The sequence below is a fragment of the Streptomyces sp. 3MP-14 genome (genome assembly GCF_006334905.2).
Classification (GTDB): domain Bacteria; phylum Actinomycetota; class Actinomycetes; order Streptomycetales; family Streptomycetaceae; genus Streptomyces; species Streptomyces triticirhizae.
Window position 1 is genome coordinate 1 of record NZ_VDLZ02000018.1, and the last position, 16,751, is coordinate 16,751.

The following is a 16,751-nucleotide window of genomic DNA, read 5'->3' on the forward strand; positions in this document are numbered from 1 at the left end:
ATGCTCGAACATCCTCGCAAACAACTCAAAAATCTGGCATTGACTTTTGGCACACTGTTGAGTTCTCAAGGAACGGACGCTTCCATCAAACCCCTCTCAGGGCCCTCCGGGCGCTTCCCTTCGCTGTCCGCCCACGTGGGGACCTTCCCGAGCAGCGAGCTACTCCGGGTTCCCCGTGCGGCGGTGACGTAAACGTACTGGAGTGGAGCGCCCAGATGCAAATCCGGGCGCTCCACGGGGAGATGGGGCCTAGACCTCCATGACCACCGGCAGGATCATCGGCCTGCGCCGGTAGGTGTCGGAGACCCACTTGCCCACGGTTCGCCGTACCAGCTGCTGGAGTTGGTGGGCCTCGACGACGCCGTCCTGGGCCGAGCGGGCCAGGGCCTCGTCGATCTTGGGGATCACGGCGGCGAAGTCGGAGTCCTCGATGCCGGAGCCCCGCGAGTGGATGCTGGGCCCGCTGACGATCTTGCCGGTGCTGCTGTCGACGACGACCAACACCGAGATGAAGCCCTCGTCGCCGAGGATGCGACGGTCCTTCAGGCTGGACTCCGTGACATCGCCCACGGACAGGCCGTCCACATAGACGTAGCCGGCCTGGACCTTGCCCACGATCTTCGCCTTGCCGTCGATCAGGTCCACGGTCACGCCGTCCTCGGCGATCACGATCCGCTCGGCCGGGACACCGGTCATGGCGCCCAACTCGGCGTTGGCGCGCAGGTGTCGCCACTCGCCGTGCACCGGCATGAGGTTCCTGGGCTGGCAGATGTTGTAGAAGTACAGCAGTTCGCCGGCTGAGGCGTGGCCCGAGACATGGACCTTGGCGTTGCCCTTGTGGACCACGTTGGCGCCCCAGCGGGTGAGGCCGTTGATCACGCGGTAGACCGCGTTCTCGTTGCCGGGGATCAGGGAGGACGCCAGGATCACCGTGTCGCCCTCGACGATCCGGATCTGGTGGTCTCGGTTGGCCATCCGGGAGAGGGCGGCCATGGGTTCGCCCTGGGAGCCGGTGCAGACCAACACGACCTCGTGGTCGGGCAGATCGTCCAGCGTCTTCACGTCGACGACCAGCCCCGCCGGCACCCTGAGGTAGCCGAGGTCCCGGGCGATGCCCATGTTGCGGACCATGGAGCGGCCCACGAAGGCGATCCTGCGGCCGTGTTCGTGCGCCGCGTCGACGATCTGTTGGATGCGGTGCACATGGCTGGCGAAGCTGGCCACGATGATCCGCTTGTCGGCGCGCGCGAAGACCTGGCGGAGCACCCCGGAGATCTCGCGCTCGGGGGCCACGAAGCCGGGGACCTCCGCGTTGGTCGAGTCCGAGAGCAACAGGTCGATGCCCTCCTCGCCCAGCCGGGCGAAGGCCCTCAGGTCGGTGAGGCGGCCGTCGAGCGGCAGTTGGTCCATCTTGAAGTCGCCGGTGTGGACGACCATGCCGGCCGGGGTGCGGACGGCGACGGCCAGGGCGTCGGGGATGGAGTGGTTGACCGAGACGAACTCGCAGTCGAAGGGGCCGATGCGTTCCCGCTGTCCCTCGATCACCTGGAGGGTGTAGGGCCGGATGCGGTGTTCCTGGAGCTTGGCCTCCAGGAGGGCGAGGGTCAGCTTGGAGCCGATCAGGGGGATGTCCGGCTTCTCCCGCAGGAGATAGGGGACGCCGCCGATGTGGTCCTCGTGCCCGTGGGTGAGCACGATGCCCTCGACCTGGTCCAGCCGGTCCCGGATGGAGCTGAAGTCCGGCAGGATCAGATCGATGCCGGGCTGTTCCTGTTCGGGAAAGAGCACTCCGCAGTCGACGATGAGCAGTCGGCCGCCGTATTCGAGAACGGTCATGTTGCGGCCGATCTCGCCCAGGCCGCCGAGCGGGGTAACGCGGAGGCCACCCTCAGGAAGCTTCGGCGGCTTGCCGAGTTCTGGATGGGGATGACTCAAGAGACTCTCCTGACCACGCGCGCCACTGCCCGGTGACGGGGGCACGTGGCGCGCGTGACTGTGTGCATGGATCGGTATTCAGTTATCACCAATGTGCGCGACGATGCGCGACGTCTGTCATGTGCGTGGCTTAGATCTGTACCCCGCCGGCGGCCAGGTCCCGCTTCAACTGCTCGGTCTCGGCCTCCGTGAGGCCCACCAGGGGAAGCCGCAGCGGGCCGCCCGGGAGGCCCTGGAGGGCGAGGGCACCCTTGGAGGTGATCACGCCCTGGGTGCGGAACATCCCGGTGAAGACGGGCAGCAGCCGCTGGTGGATCTCGGTCGCCTTGGCGACGTCCCCGCCGGTGTGGGCCTCGACCAGGGCGCGCAGCTCGGCGGTGACCACATGGCCGACCACGGAGACCACGCCCACCGCGCCGACGGCGAGCAGCGGGAGGTTCAGCATGTCGTCGCCCGAGTACCAGGCGAGGCCGGTGGTGGCGATCGCCCAGCTGGCGCGGCCCAGGTCGCCCTTGGCGTCCTTGTTGGCCACGATCCTGGGGTGCTCGCCGAGCCGGACCATGGTCTCGGTGTTGATCGGGACGCCGCTGCGGCCGGGGATGTCATAGAGCATCACCGGGAGTTCGGTGGCGTCGGCCACGGCGGTGAAGTGCTGGTACAGGCCCTCCTGCGGGGGCTTGTTGTAGTACGGGGTGACGGTCAGCAGGCCGTGGGCTCCGGCGCGCTCGGCGGCGCGGGCCAGTTCGACGCTGTGCCGGGTGTCGTTGGTGCCGACCCCCGCGACCACATGGGCGCGGTCGCCCACCGCCTCGACCACGGCGCGCACCAGCTCGGATTTCTCCCCGTCGGTGGTGGTGGGGGACTCGCCGGTGGTGCCGTTGACGATCAGCCCGTCGTTGCCGGAGTCCACCAGGTGGGCGGCGAGTCGCTGGGCGCCGTCGAGATCGAGCGATCCATCCCCCGTGAAGGGCGTGACCATGGCGGTCAGAATCCGCCCGAAGGGGATTTCAGGAGTGGAGGTCGGAGCCATAGGTTCCACGCTACTCGTAGCTCAGCGTGCCGTGGCCCATCGGGGCTGGCAACGTGGGGAACCCGGCGCTGTCTGCTCGGGGGTTCAAACAGCGCCGGGCCCGTCCAATCACCCTAGATGAACTTCGCGAAAGGGCGCAATACGGACACCTCCGGTGGGGAACGGGCCGCTCAGGGGGCGACCCGGCCGTTGGCGTTGAACGCGGCGTGGGTGAGCGGCATCAGGCGGGCCCACTCCGCCTCCATCAGCTCGGCCACCATCTCGATCTCGCGCTGCGGGAAGGACGGCACCCGGGCCCGCTCGTCCTTGGTGCGCAGGCCGAGGAAGTGCATCAGGGAACGGGCGTTGCAGGTCGCGTACATCGTCGAGTAGAGGCCGACGGGCAGCGCCGCCCTGGCCACCTCGCGGGCCACGCCGGACTCCAGGAGCTGCTGGTAGGCGGCGTAGGACTGGCGGTAGGAGTCCTCCAGGACCTTGCCGACCAGGGCGTGTTGCTCGGCGGTGCCGGCGACGAACTCGTACTTCCCGGGGCGGCCCCGCTGGACCAGCGGGCGCTGCTCGTCCGGCACGTAGAAGACGGGGGCCAGCTCCCGGTACCGGCCGGACTCCTCGTTGTACGACCAGCCGACGCGGTGGCGGTGGAACTCCCGGAAGACGAAGATCGGGGCGCTGATCAGGAAGGTCATCGAGTTGTGCTCGAAGGGGCTGCCGTGGCGGTCCCGGAGCAGGTAGTTGATCAGGCCACGGGAGCGCTCCGGGTCCTTGTCCAGCTCCTCCAGGGACCGCTCCCCCGCCGTGGAGACCCGGGCGGCGAACAGGACGTCGGTGTCCGAGGCGCTGTGCTTGACCAGCTCGGCCGTCATGTCGCTGCGGAAACGGGGGGTGACGGTGTCGGTCATCGGTGGTCCTTCCGGCGGTGCGGTCCAAGCGGCACCCACCCTAAGGGGGACCACTGACAACTCCCTGAGGTCGGGGGGCAAATCGGACCTCGGACCCGGAGTCGGACTCTTCGCCTGATATTTTTGGATGTGAGCCAATCAGGGGAGGGAGCGTTTCGATGGCAGACATGCACGACACGGGGTTCTCGTGGCACGACGACCACACGATGCCGCCGGCACCGACGCGACGGCGCCCCTCGGGGCTGCGGCTGCTGGGCAGCGTCCTGGTCGCCCTGGTGGTGATATCCGGACTGGTTGGCGCGCTGCTGCTGGCCACGCCCGCGATGGAGACGCCGGACCGGACCGCTCCGGACGCACCGGAGGCGGCCGAGAACCGCTGAGCGCGGTAGCCTCACCGTTCGCAGGACTTCATCCCCCCATGTGATGCGCTTGTGATACGAACGAGGACCAGCCGTGCCCCTGACCTTTCTCTCCGCCGAGCACGACGCGCAGACCAGCCCGACGGAAGGGCCGTTGCCCCACGGGCAGCCCGACCACTGGCGGCGCCCCTACCGACCAGGACCCTGGCGGGTGGGGGTCGCGGCGATCATGCTGCTCCTGGCCGCCTATCTGCTGCTCTCGGCGATGATCATCGCCATGGCGGGCCCGCCATCGGGTGCGTCCGCCACCGCGGTCTGTGCCGCGCTGGCCATCGCGTTCGCGCTGCGACTGCTGCGGATGGGGATCTGGGTCAGCCCGAGGGGGCTGCGCCGGGTCGGGCTGGTGCGCACCCAGACGCTGCGCTGGCGCGAGGTCGAGGCCGTTCGCACGGTGCAGCAGCCCGTGAAGTGGCTGGGACTGCCCCGGAGCGTGCAGGGGCAGGCGTTGGAGGTTCTGCCGCGCAGGGGTGAGCCGTTGCGGCCGCTGGTGACCGACCACAGCGCCGACTTCCTCAAGCGGGCCGAGGCGTTCGAGCGGGCGGCCGACGTGCTGGAGGCGTGGGCCGCCGAGCACCGGACCGAGGGCGGCGGCCGGCGGGGCGAGTCGAGTCGACGGGGCGAGGGCAGCCGGCGGCGCTGAAACGTTCCCCCGCGCGCGACCGGGCGCGGTCGCTCAGGCGCGCTCCCGGCGCGGGGCCGGCCGGCCGGCGTGCAGGGCGATCGCGTGCTCCATCGTGCGCCGTGCGCGCGGGGTGTCCCGCGCGTCGTGGTAGGCGACGGCCAGCCGGAACCAGCAGCGCCAGTCCTCCGGCCGTTCCTCCACCTCGGCCTTCCGCCGGGCGAACGCCACGTCCGCCGCCTCCCGGTCGATCCGGCCGCTCGGGGTGCGCGGCAGGTCGTCCACCGGCAGCCCGCCCTCGGCGTCCAGCTCCCGGGACAGCCGGTTGGCGAACAGCACGAAGCGGAAGCTGCGCCACAGGAACCAGCCGCCGATCAGCGGCAGCGCCAGCACCGCGACGCCCAGCGCCACCGTGATCCAGGTGCCCTCGCGGATCAGCAGCAGCGCCCGGTGGCCGGCCAGCGCGAGATAGCCGACCAGCAGCACGCTGACCACCAGGTAGCCGACCTTCGCCGCCATCGCGTCAGCCGTCCAGGTCCAGGAAGTGCTCCAGGCCGAACGTCAGGCCCGGCGTGGCGACGACCCGCCGCACGCCCAGCAGCACGCCGGGCATGAACGAGGAGCGGTTCATCGAGTCGTGCGCGATGGTGAGGATCTCCCCCTCGTCGCCGAACCGCACCTCCTGGTGGGCGACCAGGCCACGCAGCCGCACCGCGTGCACCGGCACCCCGTCGACCGAGGCGCCCCTGGCGCCGTCCAGGGCCGTGCTGGTGGCGTCCGGCTGCGGGCCGAGGCCAGCGGCGGCGCGGGCCTCGGCGACGAGTTGGGCGGTGCGTACGGCGGTGCCGCTGGGCGCGTCGGCCTTCCCGGGGTGGTGCGACTCGACGATCTCCACCGACTCGAAGAAGCGGGCGGCCTGCCGCGCGAAGCGCATGGTGAGGACCGCGCCGATGCCGAAGTTGGGCGCGATCAGCACGCCGACCTCGGGCGCTGCGGCGAGCCAGCCGCGCAGGGCGGCCAGCCGTTCCTCGGTCCAGCCGGTGGTGCCCACCACCCCGTGGATGCCGTGCGCGACGCAGAACTCCAGGTTGGCCAGGACGGAGTCCGGGTGGGTCAGCTCGACGGCCACCTCGGCGCCCGCCTCGGTCAGGGTCTCCAGCCGGTCGCCCCGGCCGAGCGCGGCGACCAGCTCCAGGTCGTCCGCCGCCGTGACCGCGCGCACGGCCTCGGAGCCCATCCGTCCCTGGGCGCCGATCACGGCCACCCGCAGCTTGCCCATCGTCGTGGACCGCCTCTCGTGTCGTTCGTTCGGTTCGCTCGTTCCCTCGGCGGCCGCCGGCCGGCCCCCGACGCGGTCAGGCCGCGACGGCGGCCGACAGCCGGCTCGCCTGCCGCTCGCTGAGCCGGCCGATGACGGAGAGCGAGGGGCGCTGGCCCAGCACCTCGGCGGCGACCTGGCGCACCTCCTCCGGGGTGACCCGGGTGATGCGCTCCAACAGCTCGTCCACGGAGAGCTGTTCGCCCCAGCAGATCTCGCTCTTGCCAAGACGGTGCATCACCGAGCCGGTGTCCTCCAGGCCCAGCACCGTGGAACCGGCCAGCTGGCCGATCGCGCGGCGGGTCTCGTCGGCGTCGATGCCGTGCTCGGCGACCTCGGCCAGCTGCTCGCGGCAGATCTTCAGCACGTCGTCCACCTGGGCCGGCCGGCAGCCGGCGTAGACGCCGAAGAGGCCGCAGTCCGCGTAGCCGGAGGTGTGGCTGTAGACGCTGTAGGCCAGCCCGCGCTTCTCCCTGACCTCCTGGAAGAGCCGCGAACTCATGCCGCCGCCCAGCGCGCTCGACAGCACCGAGAGCGCCCAGCGGCGGTCGTCGTGGCGGGAGACGCCCGGCATCCCGAGCACCAGGTGGACCTGTTCGGTGGGCCGGTCGAGCACGTCGATCCGGCCGGCCGGGGCGATGGTGTGCGTCCCGCCCCGGTGCGGGGCCGGCTGCGCCCCGGCGTCCCCTGACAGCGCGCCGGCGCGTTCGAACGCCGCCCGCACCTGGCGGACGACGGCGTCGTGCTCGACGTGGCCGGCGGCCGTGACGACCAGCCGGGTCGGGTCGTAGTGCGTCCGGTAGAAGCCGGCGATCCGGTCCCGGTCCAGGCCGTTGACCGTCTCCTCGGTGCCCAGCACCGGGCGGCCGAGCGGGGTGTCGCCGAGCAGGGTGCGGGCGAAGAGGTCGTGCACGCCGTCGCTGGGGTCGTCGTCGGTCATCGCGATCTCCTCCAGGATGACGCCGCGCTCGGCCTCCACCTCCTCGGGCGCGATCAGCGAGTCGGTGAGCATGTCGCAGACCACGTCGATGGCCAACGGCAGGTCGGCGTCGAGCACCCGGGCGTAGTAGCAGGTGAACTCCTTGGTGGTGAAGGCGTTCATCTCGCCGCCCACCGCCTCGATCACCGAGGAGATCTCCAGCGCGTCGCGCCGGTGGGTGCCCTTGAAGAGCAGGTGCTCCAGGTAGTGCGTGGCGCCGTTGAGTTCGGCGGTCTCGTCGCGGGAGCCCACCTGCGCCCAGATGCCGAAGGTGGCCGAGCGGACGTGCGGCACCGACTCGGTGACCACCCGCAGGCCGCCGGGCAGCACCGTCCTGCGGACCGTGCCGGCGCCGCCCGTCCCGCCGGGCGCGGGGGACGCGGAGCGCCGCTGACGGGGCACGGCCCGCCCCACCGTGGCGGTGGGGCGGGCCGTCGTGGCACGAGGGGAACGGGTCACTTCTCCGCCGCGTCCTTCTCGTTCTTGTCGCTATGGTCGCTCTTGGCTTCGCCGGGCGCCTCTTCCTCGTCGAGGACGGGGATCAGCGAGAGCTTGCCGCGCTGGTCGATCTCGGCGATCTCGACCTGGACCTTCTGGCCAACGCCGAGCACGTCCTCGACGTTCTCCACGCGCTTGCCGCCGGCGAGCTTGCGGATCTGCGAGATGTGGAGCAGGCCGTCCTTGCCGGGCAGCAGCGAGACGAACGCGCCGAAGGTGGTCGTCTTCACCACGGTGCCCAGGTACCGCTCGCCGACCTCGGGCATCGTCGGGTTGGCGATGCCGTTGATCGTGGCGCGGGCGGCCTCGGCGGCCGGGCCGTCGGCGGCGCCGATGTAGATGGTGCCGTCGTCCTCGATGGTGATGTCGGCGCCGGTGTCCTCCTGGATCTGGTTGATCATCTTGCCCTTGGGGCCGATGACCTCGCCGATCTTGTCCACCGGGATCTTCACCGTGATGATCCGGGGGGCGTTGGGGGACATCTCGTCCGGGACGTCGATGGCCTCGCTCATCACGTCCAGGATGTGCAGCCTGGCGTCCCTGGCCTGCTTGAGGGCGGCGGCCAGCACGGAGGCCGGGATGCCGTCCAGCTTGGTGTCCAGCTGGAGGGCGGTGACGAACTGCCGGGTGCCGGCGACCTTGAAGTCCATGTCGCCGAACGCGTCCTCGGCGCCGAGGATGTCGGTCAGCGTCACATAGTGGGTCTCGCCCTCGATCTCCTGGGAGATCAGGCCCATGGCGATGCCGGCGACCGGGGCCTTGAGCGGCACACCGGCGTTCAGCAGGGACATGGTCGAGGCGCAGACCGAGCCCATCGACGTGGAGCCGTTGGAGCCGAGCGCCTCGGAGACCTGCCGGATGGCGTAGGGGAACTCCTCGCGGGTCGGCAGCACGGGCACCAGGGCCCGCTCGGCCAGCGCGCCGTGGCCGATCTCGCGGCGCTTGGGGGAGCCGACGCGGCCGGTCTCGCCGGTGGAGTAGGGCGGGAAGTTGTAGTTGTGCATGTAACGCTTGCGGGTCACCGGCGACAGGGTGTCCAGCTGCTGCTCCATGCGCAGCATGTTGAGCGTGGTGACGCCCAGGATCTGGGTCTCGCCGCGCTCGAAGAGCGCCGAGCCGTGGACCCGGGGGATGGCCTCGACCTCGGCGGCCAGGGTGCGGATGTCGGTGACGCCCCGGCCGTCGATGCGGACCTTGTCGCGGATCACGCGCTCGCGCACGACCTGCTTGGTCAGCGAGCGGTAGGCGGCGGAGATCTCCTTCTCGCGCCCCTCGAACTGGGACAGCAGCTTCTCGGCGGCGACCGCCTTGAGCCGGTCCAGCTCGGCCTCGCGCTCCTGCTTGCCGGCGATGGTCAGCGCCTGCGCCAGCTCCTCGCGCACCGCGTTGCTCAGCGCGTCGAAGACGTCGTCCTGGTAGTCCAGGAAGATCGGGAACTCGCCGACCGGCTTGGCGGCCTTGGCGGCGAGGTCGGACTGGGCGCGGCAGAGCGCCTTGATGAACGGCTTGGCGGCCTCAAGCCCTGCCGCCACGACCTCCTCGGTCGGCGCCTGGGCGCCGCCCTTGACCAGCTCGATGGTCTTCTCGGTGGCCTCGGCCTCGACCATCATGATCGCCACGTCACCGTCGGCGAGCACCCGGCCGGCGACGACCATGTCGAACACGGCCTCCTCCAGCTCGGTGTGGGTGGGGAAGGCCACCCACTGGCCGCGGATCAGCGCGACGCGGGTGCCGCCGATGGGGCCGGAGAACGGCAGCCCGGCCAGCTGCGTGGAGCAGGAGGCGGCGTTGATGGCGACCACGTCGTAGAGGTGGTCGGGGTTGAGCGCCATGATCGTCTCGACGATCTGGATCTCGTTGCGCAGGCCCTTGCGGAACGAGGGGCGCAGCGGCCGGTCGATCAGTCGACAGGTGAGGATGGCGTCCTCGGAGGGACGGCCCTCGCGTCGGAAGAAGGAGCCGGGGATCTTGCCGGCCGCGTACATTCGCTCCTCGACGTCGACGGTGAGCGGGAAGAAGTCCAGCTGGTCCTTCGGGTGCTTCGAGGCCGTGGTGGCCGACAGGACCATGGTGTCGTCGTCCAGGTAGGCGACGGCGGAGCCGGCGGCCTGCCTGGCCAGTCGGCCGGTCTCGAAGCGGATGGTGCGGGTGCCGAAGGCGCCGTTGTCGATGACGGCCTCGGCGTAGTGGGTCTCGTTCTCCACCTTGGTGTGTCTCCTCTTCTCCGCGTCCGCCCGTTGGACGGCGGATGCGGGTGGGTGGAGCACCTCCCGACTGGCCGGCCATCGATCGAAGCTCCCGGGACGGCGCCCGGGGGCCACTACCGAAGACCGGCGGCGGTGTGAAGGCGCTCCGCCTGGTCTCTGTGGGGTTGTGTCCGCTGGGCACCAGCCTACAAAGGGGACGGCGGCCCAGCCTGTTCTCAGCCGTCGGGGGTGAATTCCCGGATACGGCGAAGGGAGCGGCCCCGCGTGGGTGACCGCTCCCTCAGGGGCGTCCTACCGGGCGCCCGCCGCGCCACGGCGGATGCCGAGTCGCTCCACCAGGGTCCGGAAGCGCGCGATGTCCTTGCTCGCCAGGTACTGGAGCAGGCGGCGGCGCTGGCCGACCAGCAGCAGCAGACCACGACGGGAGTGGTGGTCGTGCTTGTGCTTCTTCAGGTGCTCGGTGAGGTCGGAGATGCGCCGGGTCAACAGCGCGACCTGGACCTCGGGGGAGCCGGTGTCGCCCTCCTTGGTGGCGAACTCGGCGATGATCTTCTGCTTCGTGGCGGCGTCAAGGGACGACACACGTACTCCTCGGGGGTTGATCGTCAGCCACCGAGTGCTCCTGGTCTGATTCACAGGAGAGCTTCCGGAACTCGGGAGGCGGGGTCCGCTGAGCGCTTCCTCCGGAGATCTCCGAAGGGCGCGTACGCAAACGGCCAGGAGGCAGGCTACAACAGGTTGGCCCACCTGAGCACATCGGGCCGCGCGGCCCACCTCGGGGCGGAACGATCATACCCGCGTTCCGCGCGGGCGCCGGCGGGTGGGGTGCGGGCGGGAACGGGGGCCGGGCGCCTCCCGGGGCGCGGGCGGGGCGCGGGCCCAACGGGCCTGTGGGGGCGCGCCGTTGGGGGCGGGTGGACCGTTCGTTTCCCATTCGGTACCGCATGGAGACGGCTTATGCTGCTGGGGTGACTTCGACACAGCAGCAGGGCACGCGGCAGGGGCTCACGCCCAGACAGGCCCGCCGGTTGCGGATGGGGATCGCGGCGGCGGCCATGGCCGTGATGGCGGGGGTGCTGGTCGTGCGGCTCGGCGACGGCTCGTCCCTCCAGTCCATAGGGCTCTACGGCGCCGCCTTCGTCCTCTCCGGCGCCGTGATCGAGATGAGCCGCAGGGGACGGACCAGGCTGGGCATGGCGGTGTTGGTGGCCGGTTTCGCGCTGGTGCTCGGGCTCGACTGGTATCTGCCGGGGGTGTAGGGCTGCCGTGGGGCCGGTTCGTCGGCCCGCGCCCGGCGACGCCGTGACAGTGCGCCGCGTTACGATCACCTAGGGAGTTCGGCGCAGGGCCGACCGCCCGCCGTCTTCGCCAGATCACGCAGGGAAGTGGGGAGTTGGGCCATGGCCACGACTGAGACGCCGGAAGAGATCGCCGCCCGCAAGGAGCGCGAGAAGAACGAGCTGTACGCGCTGGACATCTCCGGTGTCGAGTGGTTGAGCGCGCCCGGCGGCCCGGAGGACGAGAAGGTGGAGATCGCCTACCTGCCCGGCGGCGGCGTCGGGATGCGCAACTCGAAGGACCCGGACACCGTGCTGCGGTTCACCGCCGCCGAGTGGGAGGCGTTCGTACTGGGCGCCAGGGACGGCGAGTTCGACATCGACTGAACGGCCGGGCGCCCGTTCTCGGCGGCTCGTCGGGGGTTCGGCGGGGGTTCGTCGGGGGTTCGGCGGGGGTTCGGCGGCTCGTCGGGGTTCAGCGGCGCAGGCAGGTGTAGGTGCCGAAGAGGCGCGCCTCGTACTGGGTCTCCACGATGTCGAAGCCGGCGGCGTCCAGCATGGGCTCCAACAGCCAGCGATAGGTGCTGTGTTCGGTGCGGATGTGCTCCGCGTAGTCCTCGGCGGTGTAGCCGAGCAGGGGGTCGCGGCTGGCCCGGGCCATCCAGTCGGCGAAGACGTCCTCGGCCTCGGCCGGGGCGAAGTCGTAGATCAGGTCGCGCAGCCGCAGCACCCCTCCCGGGCGGAGCAGCGCGGCGATGCGCTCCAGGGCCTGGGTCTTCCAGAAGTCGGGGAGTTGGTGCAGGGCGTGCCGGGTGTGCACGGCGTCGACGGGTGGGCCCTGGTGCCGGTAGCCGAGGAAGCCGGCGGTGACCACGGCGAGGTTGGCCAGCGAACGCTCGCGGGCGCGGCGGGTGATGACGCCCGCCATGGCGGGCGAGATGTCGACGGCGATCACCCGGTCGAAGGACCCGGCGGCGGCGAGGGCGAACCGGCCGGTGCCCGCGCCGAGGTCGAGCACGGTGGCGTCGGGGCCGACGCCGTGGGTGCGGAGTGCGGCGAGGTCGGGGCCAGGGTCGGGGAAGCCCTGCTTGCGGTCGAAGGCGGCGACGAACGCTTCGTCGAGGTGTTCGGGCCCGGCGTGGGCCAGTTCGTCGATCATCCACGGGGTGGTCATCCGAGGACCCTGCCACGGGCGGGCGTCGGATCGCCCACGGTTTTCCGCGGGTTGACGGCGGGGTACCGGGGGGTACCGGGGGGAGGGCCGGCGGGCCAGGGGAGGACTAGGGGAGTTGGACCGGGACGATTAGGGTGAGGGTGGGCGCGGCAGGAGACGCGTAGTACATCGCCCCGCACCGGTGTCCGGGGAACCGCTTGGGAGGCCCGGCCCGTCCTTGCGCACAGCGGCCCCGTGAGGTGCGGAGCAGAGGAGCAAGACCAGCAGCGGGAGGCGTCGTGAACAGCGATCGGGACCAGGTTCGCACCACCGGGGAGGCAACTTCCGGTGGCGAGCGGCCCGATGACGAACTCCTTGAGGAGGAGTCCGAGAACACCGGGCAGTTCACCATCGACTACACCCCGCCGGCCTGGTACGCGGGGGGTGGCTCCGGTGACGCCCCGGGCGACCGGGAGCGGAAGGACACGGCGGATGCCTCGGACGAGGCGGCCGCGCCCGGCGCGCCCGCCGGCGCCGCCGACGTGCCCGCCTTCCCCGGTCCCCCGCCCACGGTGCGGCCTCCCGCGCCGCTGCCCGAGCCGCCGGCGCCCACCGCCGGCGAGCGCGACCCGGACGACGAGCCGCTGGCGCGGGAGTCGGGGCCGGGTGACGAGCCCGACGACGCGAACGGCGCGGACGCTGCGGACTCCGGCGACCTGGTGAGCGGCGCCACCATGCAGATCTCGGCGGCGGCCATCCGCAAGGCGCTGCGCGAGCCCTCGGCGAGCGGCTCCGGGTCCGGGCCAGGGTCGGGCTCCGGCTCCGCGTCCGGTTCCGGTTCCGGTTCCGGCGAGGGTGAGAAGGCCGGCGGCATCGCGCCGCCCCCGCTGCCGGAGCCGCCGGCGGCCGCCGCCAGGTCGGCCGCTCCCCCGCCCCCGCCGTCCGGGGGGCTGCCCGGCGGGCTTCCGCCGCTGCCCCCGGACTTCCAGCTCAAGCCGCCGACGCCCAGCACGCCTCCGCCGCCGTCGCCCGTGGTGGGCGGGGGCGCGGCGGGCGGTGCCGCCGGTGGTGTGTCCGAACCACCCGAGATCGAGGTGGAGTTCGCCAAGCCGCCGGAGGAACCCCAGTTGAACGCCGGGAAGTCGCCCGAGGACTCGGGCCCCCACTCGCCGCCCCAGGGGATGCCGCTTCCGCCGCCGCCCGCGCCGCCGGGCCAGGACGGGCGGGACGCCGATCCCCGGGAGGGCGGCGGGCCGGCCCGCCCGGGCCCTTTCGCCAGCCCGGCGGGCTTCCCCAACAACGCGGCGCCCTGGGCCACGCCGCCGAAGCCGGAGCCGGACGACGCGGCACGGGACGAGCCGGCGCCGTCCAGCGCGGCCGACGCCTGGCCGACGCCGCCCGACCCCACCTCGGGCGGGCTGGTGGCCCAGCCGCCCACGGCGGTCGGCAGCTGGCCGGCGCTGAAGCCGGGCGGTCCGCCGCCGCAGGAGGAGCCGCGCGCCGAGCCGCCCCAGCCGCAGGCCGGGCAGGCGCCCGCCGGGCAGCCGGCGCCGTGGGGCGCGCCGCCCGCGCCCCCCGTCGCCCAGCCGCCCGCAGCGCAGCAGCCCCCCGCAGCGCAGCAGCCGCCCGCCGCCAACCAGCCCCTGGCGCCCGGGGGTTGGGGCACGCGGTCGGACGAGCGCGCGCCGGAGCCGCCGCCGGGGCCCACGCCGTGGGGCGCGCCGCCCGCCGGGCCGGCGCAGCCGCACCCGGCGGCGCCCAACCAGCCGACGCCTGGGCCCGCCCCGGGCGCCGGCTTCCCTGGCGCCGGCCCGCAGCCGGGTCCCCCGGCGCTGCCGGGCGCCCCGCCCCAGGGCCAGCCAGGACAGCCGGGCCAGCCGCTGCCGCCCGGGCAGCCGCAGCAGGAACAGCGCCCGTATCCGGCGCAGTTCACCCTCGGCCAGGGCCAACCCCAGCAGCAGCCCGGCCCGTTCCCCGGCCAGCAGCCCGGCGCGCCGGGCCAGCCGGGCCAGCCGCCCCAGCAGGTCGGCAGCCAGGCGCACCTGGCCCTGCCGCCCTCCCCCCACCAGCAGCAGCCGGCGCAGCCCGGGCAGCCGCAGCAACCGCAGCAGCCGTACGCGGGCCCCGGCGGCGAGAACCCGTACGCGAACCAGGTGCAGCCCGGCGCGCTCGGCTACACCGCCTCCGTCGAACTCAGCTCCGACCGGCTGATCCAGAACAAGCGCGCCAACAAGCAGCGTTCGCAGCCGGCCAGCAAGCCGGCCTCCCGGTTCAAGCTCGGGGGCAAGGCCGCCGAGGCGGAGCGGCTGCGCAAGCTGGAGGTCATCCGCACCCCGGTGCTGTCCTGCTACCGGATCGCGGTGATCAGCCTCAAGGGCGGCGTCGGCAAGACCACGACGACCACCGCGTTGGGCGCGACCCTGGCCAGCGAGCGGCAGGACAAGGTCATCGCCATCGACGCCAACCCCGACGCCGGCACCCTCGGCCGCCGGGTGCGGCGCGAGACGGGCGCCACCATCAGGGACCTGGTGGGCGCGATCCCGCACCTCAACAACTACATGGACATCCGCCGGTTCACGTCCCAGGCGCCCTCGGGCCTGGAGATCCTGGCCAACGACGTGGACCCGGCGGTCTCCACCACGTTCAACGACGAGGACTACCGGCGCGTCATCGACGTGCTGGGCCAGCAGTACCCGGTGATCCTCACCGACTCCGGCACCGGCCTGCTCTACAGCGCGATGCGCGGAGTCCTCGACCTCGCCCACCAGTTGATCATCGTCTCCACGCCCTCGGTCGACGGGGCCAGCAGCGCCAGCACCACGCTGGACTGGCTGGCCGCGCACGGCTACGGAGACCTGGTGCGGCGCAGCATCACCGTGATCTCGGGGGTGCGGGAGACGGGCCGGCTGGTCAAGGTCGAGGACATCGTGGCGCACTTCCAGACCCGCTGCCGGGGCGTTGTGGTGGCCCCGTTCGACGAACACCTGGCGGCCGGCGCCGAGTTGGACCTGGACCTGATGCGGCCCAAGACCCGGCAGGCGTACTTCGACCTGGCCGCACTGGTCGCGGAGGACTTCGCGCGGATGCAGCAGGAGCAGGGGCTGTGGACGCCGGACGGCGGGATGCCGCCGCAGGTCGCTCCCCCGCTGCCGGGCCAGCAGCAGCCGCCCCAGCAGCAGGGCTACGGCTACCCCCAGCAGCCGCCGCAGCCGGGGTACGGGTACCCGCAGCAGCAGGGCTACGGCTATCCGCAGCCCCAGCAGCAGCCCCCGCCCCCGCCCGGCGGCTACCCGGGCGCGCCCCAGCAGCCCGGCGGCTGGAACCCGCCGCGCCCCCCGCAGGGCTGAGCGTTCGACGGCCGGGCCCGGACGGGGCCCGGCCGGTCAGCCCTCGCGGGTCAGCTCGCGCACCCGGTCGATGTCCCGGTGGATCTGGTCGAGAAACGCGTCAAGCGAGGCGAACGTGTCCTGGCCGCGCACGAAGTGGCCGAACTCGACGGCCACCCAGTCCCCGTACAGCTCCAGGTCGGTGCGGTCCAACGCATAGGCCTCGACGGTCCGTTGGGTGCCGTGGAACTGCGGGTTGGTGCCCACCGAGACGGCCGCCGGCATCCGTTCCCCGGCGGCCAGCAGCCAGCCGGCGTAGACCCCGTCGGCCGGCACCGCCGAGTGCGGCACCAGGTCCAGGTTGGCCGTGGGGATGCCGAGGTCGCGGCCGCGCCGCGCGCCGTGCACCACGGTGCCCTCGACGCGGTGCGGACGGCCCAACACCTCGGCGGCGCCCGCCACATCGCCCTCCGCGATCAGCCGCCTGGCCAGCGAGGAGGAGAACGGCTCCCCACCGCCGGCCGCCCCGCTCGCGTAGAGGTCCACCACCCGCACCCCGAAGCCGTAGGTCTCGCCCAGCTCGGCCAGCGTGTCGACGGTGCCGGCGGCCCGGTGGCCGAAGCGGAAGTTCGGCCCCTCCACGACCAGCTCCGCGCGCAGCCGCTCCACCAGCACCTTCACCACGAACTCGGCCGGCGAGAGCTGGGAGAACTCCTTGGTGAACGGCAGGACCAGCAGCGCCTCCACGCCCAGCTCGGCCATCAGCTCGGCCCGCCGGTCGTGCGGGGCGAGCAGCGGCGGGTGGGAGCCGGGCCTGGTGACCTCCTTGGGGTGCGGGTCGAAGGTGATCACCACCGTGGGGAGCCCCAACTCCCGGGCCGCCTCGACCGCCTGCCCGATGATCAGCTGGTGCCCACGGTGCACACCGTCATAGGAACCGATGGTGACGACGCTGCGCCCCCAGTCCCCGGGGACATCCGCCATGCCACGCCAGCGCTGCACCGTTTTCGCTCCTCGCCGCCTCGTGCTGAGTCCTGCCGATCCACGGTACCCGCCGCCACTCGGACGGGGGACGTCCGCCTCGCGCCACG

15 protein-coding genes are annotated in these 16,751 nt (G+C 72.4%); 5 read left to right on the forward strand and 10 right to left on the reverse strand.

From position 1 onward, the window contains the following. Positions 1-249 precede the first annotated feature (249 nt). From FH609_RS25840 to thyX, 3 genes are all read right to left on the reverse strand, one after another. The gene (locus FH609_RS25840; protein WP_139672942.1) at positions 250-1,935 is read right to left on the reverse strand and encodes a ribonuclease J; all 1,686 of its coding nucleotides are present in this window, start codon (positions 1,933-1,935) and stop codon (positions 250-252) included. 130 nt (positions 1,936-2,065) lie between these two features. Further along, positions 2,066-2,965 carry a 4-hydroxy-tetrahydrodipicolinate synthase gene (dapA, locus tag FH609_RS25845; RefSeq protein ID WP_139672939.1) on the reverse strand — a complete coding sequence of 300 codons (900 nt, stop codon included), beginning with the start codon at positions 2,963-2,965 and terminating at the stop codon, positions 2,066-2,068. A 170-nt stretch (positions 2,966-3,135) separates the two neighbouring features. Continuing rightward, the gene (gene thyX / locus FH609_RS25850; protein WP_139672936.1) at positions 3,136-3,864 is read right to left on the reverse strand and encodes an FAD-dependent thymidylate synthase; all 729 of its coding nucleotides are present in this window, start codon (positions 3,862-3,864) and stop codon (positions 3,136-3,138) included. Between the two features lie 158 nt (positions 3,865-4,022). Between thyX and FH609_RS25855 the strand changes: the two genes are divergently transcribed. Then, positions 4,023-4,244: a hypothetical protein gene (locus FH609_RS25855; protein WP_139672934.1), complete on the forward strand. Its 222-nt coding sequence runs from the start codon at positions 4,023-4,025 to the stop codon at positions 4,242-4,244. 73 nt (positions 4,245-4,317) lie between these two features. Continuing rightward, positions 4,318-4,923 carry a hypothetical protein gene (locus FH609_RS25860; RefSeq protein WP_405379115.1) on the forward strand — a complete coding sequence of 202 codons (606 nt, stop codon included), beginning with the start codon at positions 4,318-4,320 and terminating at the stop codon, positions 4,921-4,923. A gap of 33 nt (positions 4,924-4,956) precedes the next feature. Here FH609_RS25860 and FH609_RS25865 read toward each other — a convergent pair whose 3' ends face one another. From FH609_RS25865 to rpsO, 5 genes are all read right to left on the reverse strand, one after another. Beyond that, the gene (locus tag FH609_RS25865; RefSeq protein ID WP_139672931.1) at positions 4,957-5,421 is read right to left on the reverse strand and encodes a hypothetical protein; all 465 of its coding nucleotides are present in this window, start codon (positions 5,419-5,421) and stop codon (positions 4,957-4,959) included. A 4-nt stretch (positions 5,422-5,425) separates the two neighbouring features. Further along, the gene (gene dapB, locus FH609_RS25870) at positions 5,426-6,181 is read right to left on the reverse strand and encodes a 4-hydroxy-tetrahydrodipicolinate reductase (RefSeq protein ID WP_139672928.1); all 756 of its coding nucleotides are present in this window, start codon (positions 6,179-6,181) and stop codon (positions 5,426-5,428) included. Positions 6,182-6,257: 76 nt separating this feature from the next. Then, entirely contained in the window at positions 6,258-7,658 is a 1,401-nt protein-coding gene (locus FH609_RS25875; protein ID WP_139672925.1) for a M16 family metallopeptidase, read from the reverse strand. Continuing rightward, complete coding sequence (locus FH609_RS25880) at positions 7,655-9,901, reverse strand: polyribonucleotide nucleotidyltransferase (RefSeq protein WP_139672922.1); 2,247 nt, start codon at positions 9,899-9,901, stop codon at positions 7,655-7,657. The genes FH609_RS25875 and FH609_RS25880 overlap by 4 nt, the downstream gene beginning before the upstream one ends. Before the next feature lie 294 nt (positions 9,902-10,195). Continuing rightward, the gene (rpsO, locus tag FH609_RS25885; RefSeq protein WP_139672920.1) at positions 10,196-10,486 is read right to left on the reverse strand and encodes a 30S ribosomal protein S15; all 291 of its coding nucleotides are present in this window, start codon (positions 10,484-10,486) and stop codon (positions 10,196-10,198) included. A 386-nt stretch (positions 10,487-10,872) separates the two neighbouring features. On the opposite strand from rpsO, the gene FH609_RS25890 reads away from it, so the two are divergent. Together FH609_RS25890 and FH609_RS25895 are read left to right on the forward strand one after the other, a co-directional pair. Then, complete coding sequence (locus FH609_RS25890) at positions 10,873-11,163, forward strand: hypothetical protein (protein WP_226961955.1); 291 nt, start codon at positions 10,873-10,875, stop codon at positions 11,161-11,163. Between the two features lie 141 nt (positions 11,164-11,304). Then, entirely contained in the window at positions 11,305-11,568 is a 264-nt protein-coding gene (locus FH609_RS25895; RefSeq protein ID WP_122399144.1) for a DUF397 domain-containing protein, read from the forward strand. 88 nt (positions 11,569-11,656) lie between these two features. Here the strand turns inward: FH609_RS25895 and FH609_RS25900 are convergent, their stop codons facing one another. After that, on the reverse strand, positions 11,657-12,355 hold the full coding sequence (locus FH609_RS25900) for a class I SAM-dependent methyltransferase (RefSeq protein WP_139672916.1): 699 nt from the start codon (positions 12,353-12,355) through the stop codon (positions 11,657-11,659). A gap of 278 nt (positions 12,356-12,633) precedes the next feature. Here FH609_RS25900 and FH609_RS25905 point away from each other — a divergent pair, with 278 nt between their 5' ends. Further along, on the forward strand, positions 12,634-15,681 hold the full coding sequence (locus FH609_RS25905) for an SCO5717 family growth-regulating ATPase (RefSeq protein WP_139672913.1): 3,048 nt from the start codon (positions 12,634-12,636) through the stop codon (positions 15,679-15,681). 36 nt (positions 15,682-15,717) lie between these two features. Here the strand turns inward: FH609_RS25905 and FH609_RS25910 are convergent, their stop codons facing one another. Further along, positions 15,718-16,662, reverse strand: a complete 945-nt coding sequence (locus FH609_RS25910) for a bifunctional riboflavin kinase/FAD synthetase (RefSeq protein WP_139672910.1) — start codon at positions 16,660-16,662, stop codon at positions 15,718-15,720. Positions 16,663-16,751: the final 89 nt, after the last annotated feature.

Bases quoted from the DNA above. Each gene is read 5' to 3' on its own strand.
- dapA (WP_139672939.1), bottom strand. From the start codon at position 2,965: ATGGCTCCGACCTCCACTCCTGAAATCCCCTTCGGGCGGATTCTGACC.
- thyX (WP_139672936.1), bottom strand. From the start codon at position 3,864: ATGACCGACACCGTCACCCCCCGTTTCCGCAGCGACATGACGGCCGAG.
- FH609_RS25855 (WP_139672934.1), top strand. From the start codon at position 4,023: ATGGCAGACATGCACGACACGGGGTTCTCGTGGCACGACGACCACACG.
- FH609_RS25865 (WP_139672931.1), bottom strand. From the start codon at position 5,421: ATGGCGGCGAAGGTCGGCTACCTGGTGGTCAGCGTGCTGCTGGTCGGC.
- dapB (WP_139672928.1), bottom strand. From the start codon at position 6,181: ATGGGCAAGCTGCGGGTGGCCGTGATCGGCGCCCAGGGACGGATGGGC.
- FH609_RS25895 (WP_122399144.1), top strand. From the start codon at position 11,305: ATGGCCACGACTGAGACGCCGGAAGAGATCGCCGCCCGCAAGGAGCGC.
- FH609_RS25900 (WP_139672916.1), bottom strand. From the start codon at position 12,355: ATGACCACCCCGTGGATGATCGACGAACTGGCCCACGCCGGGCCCGAA.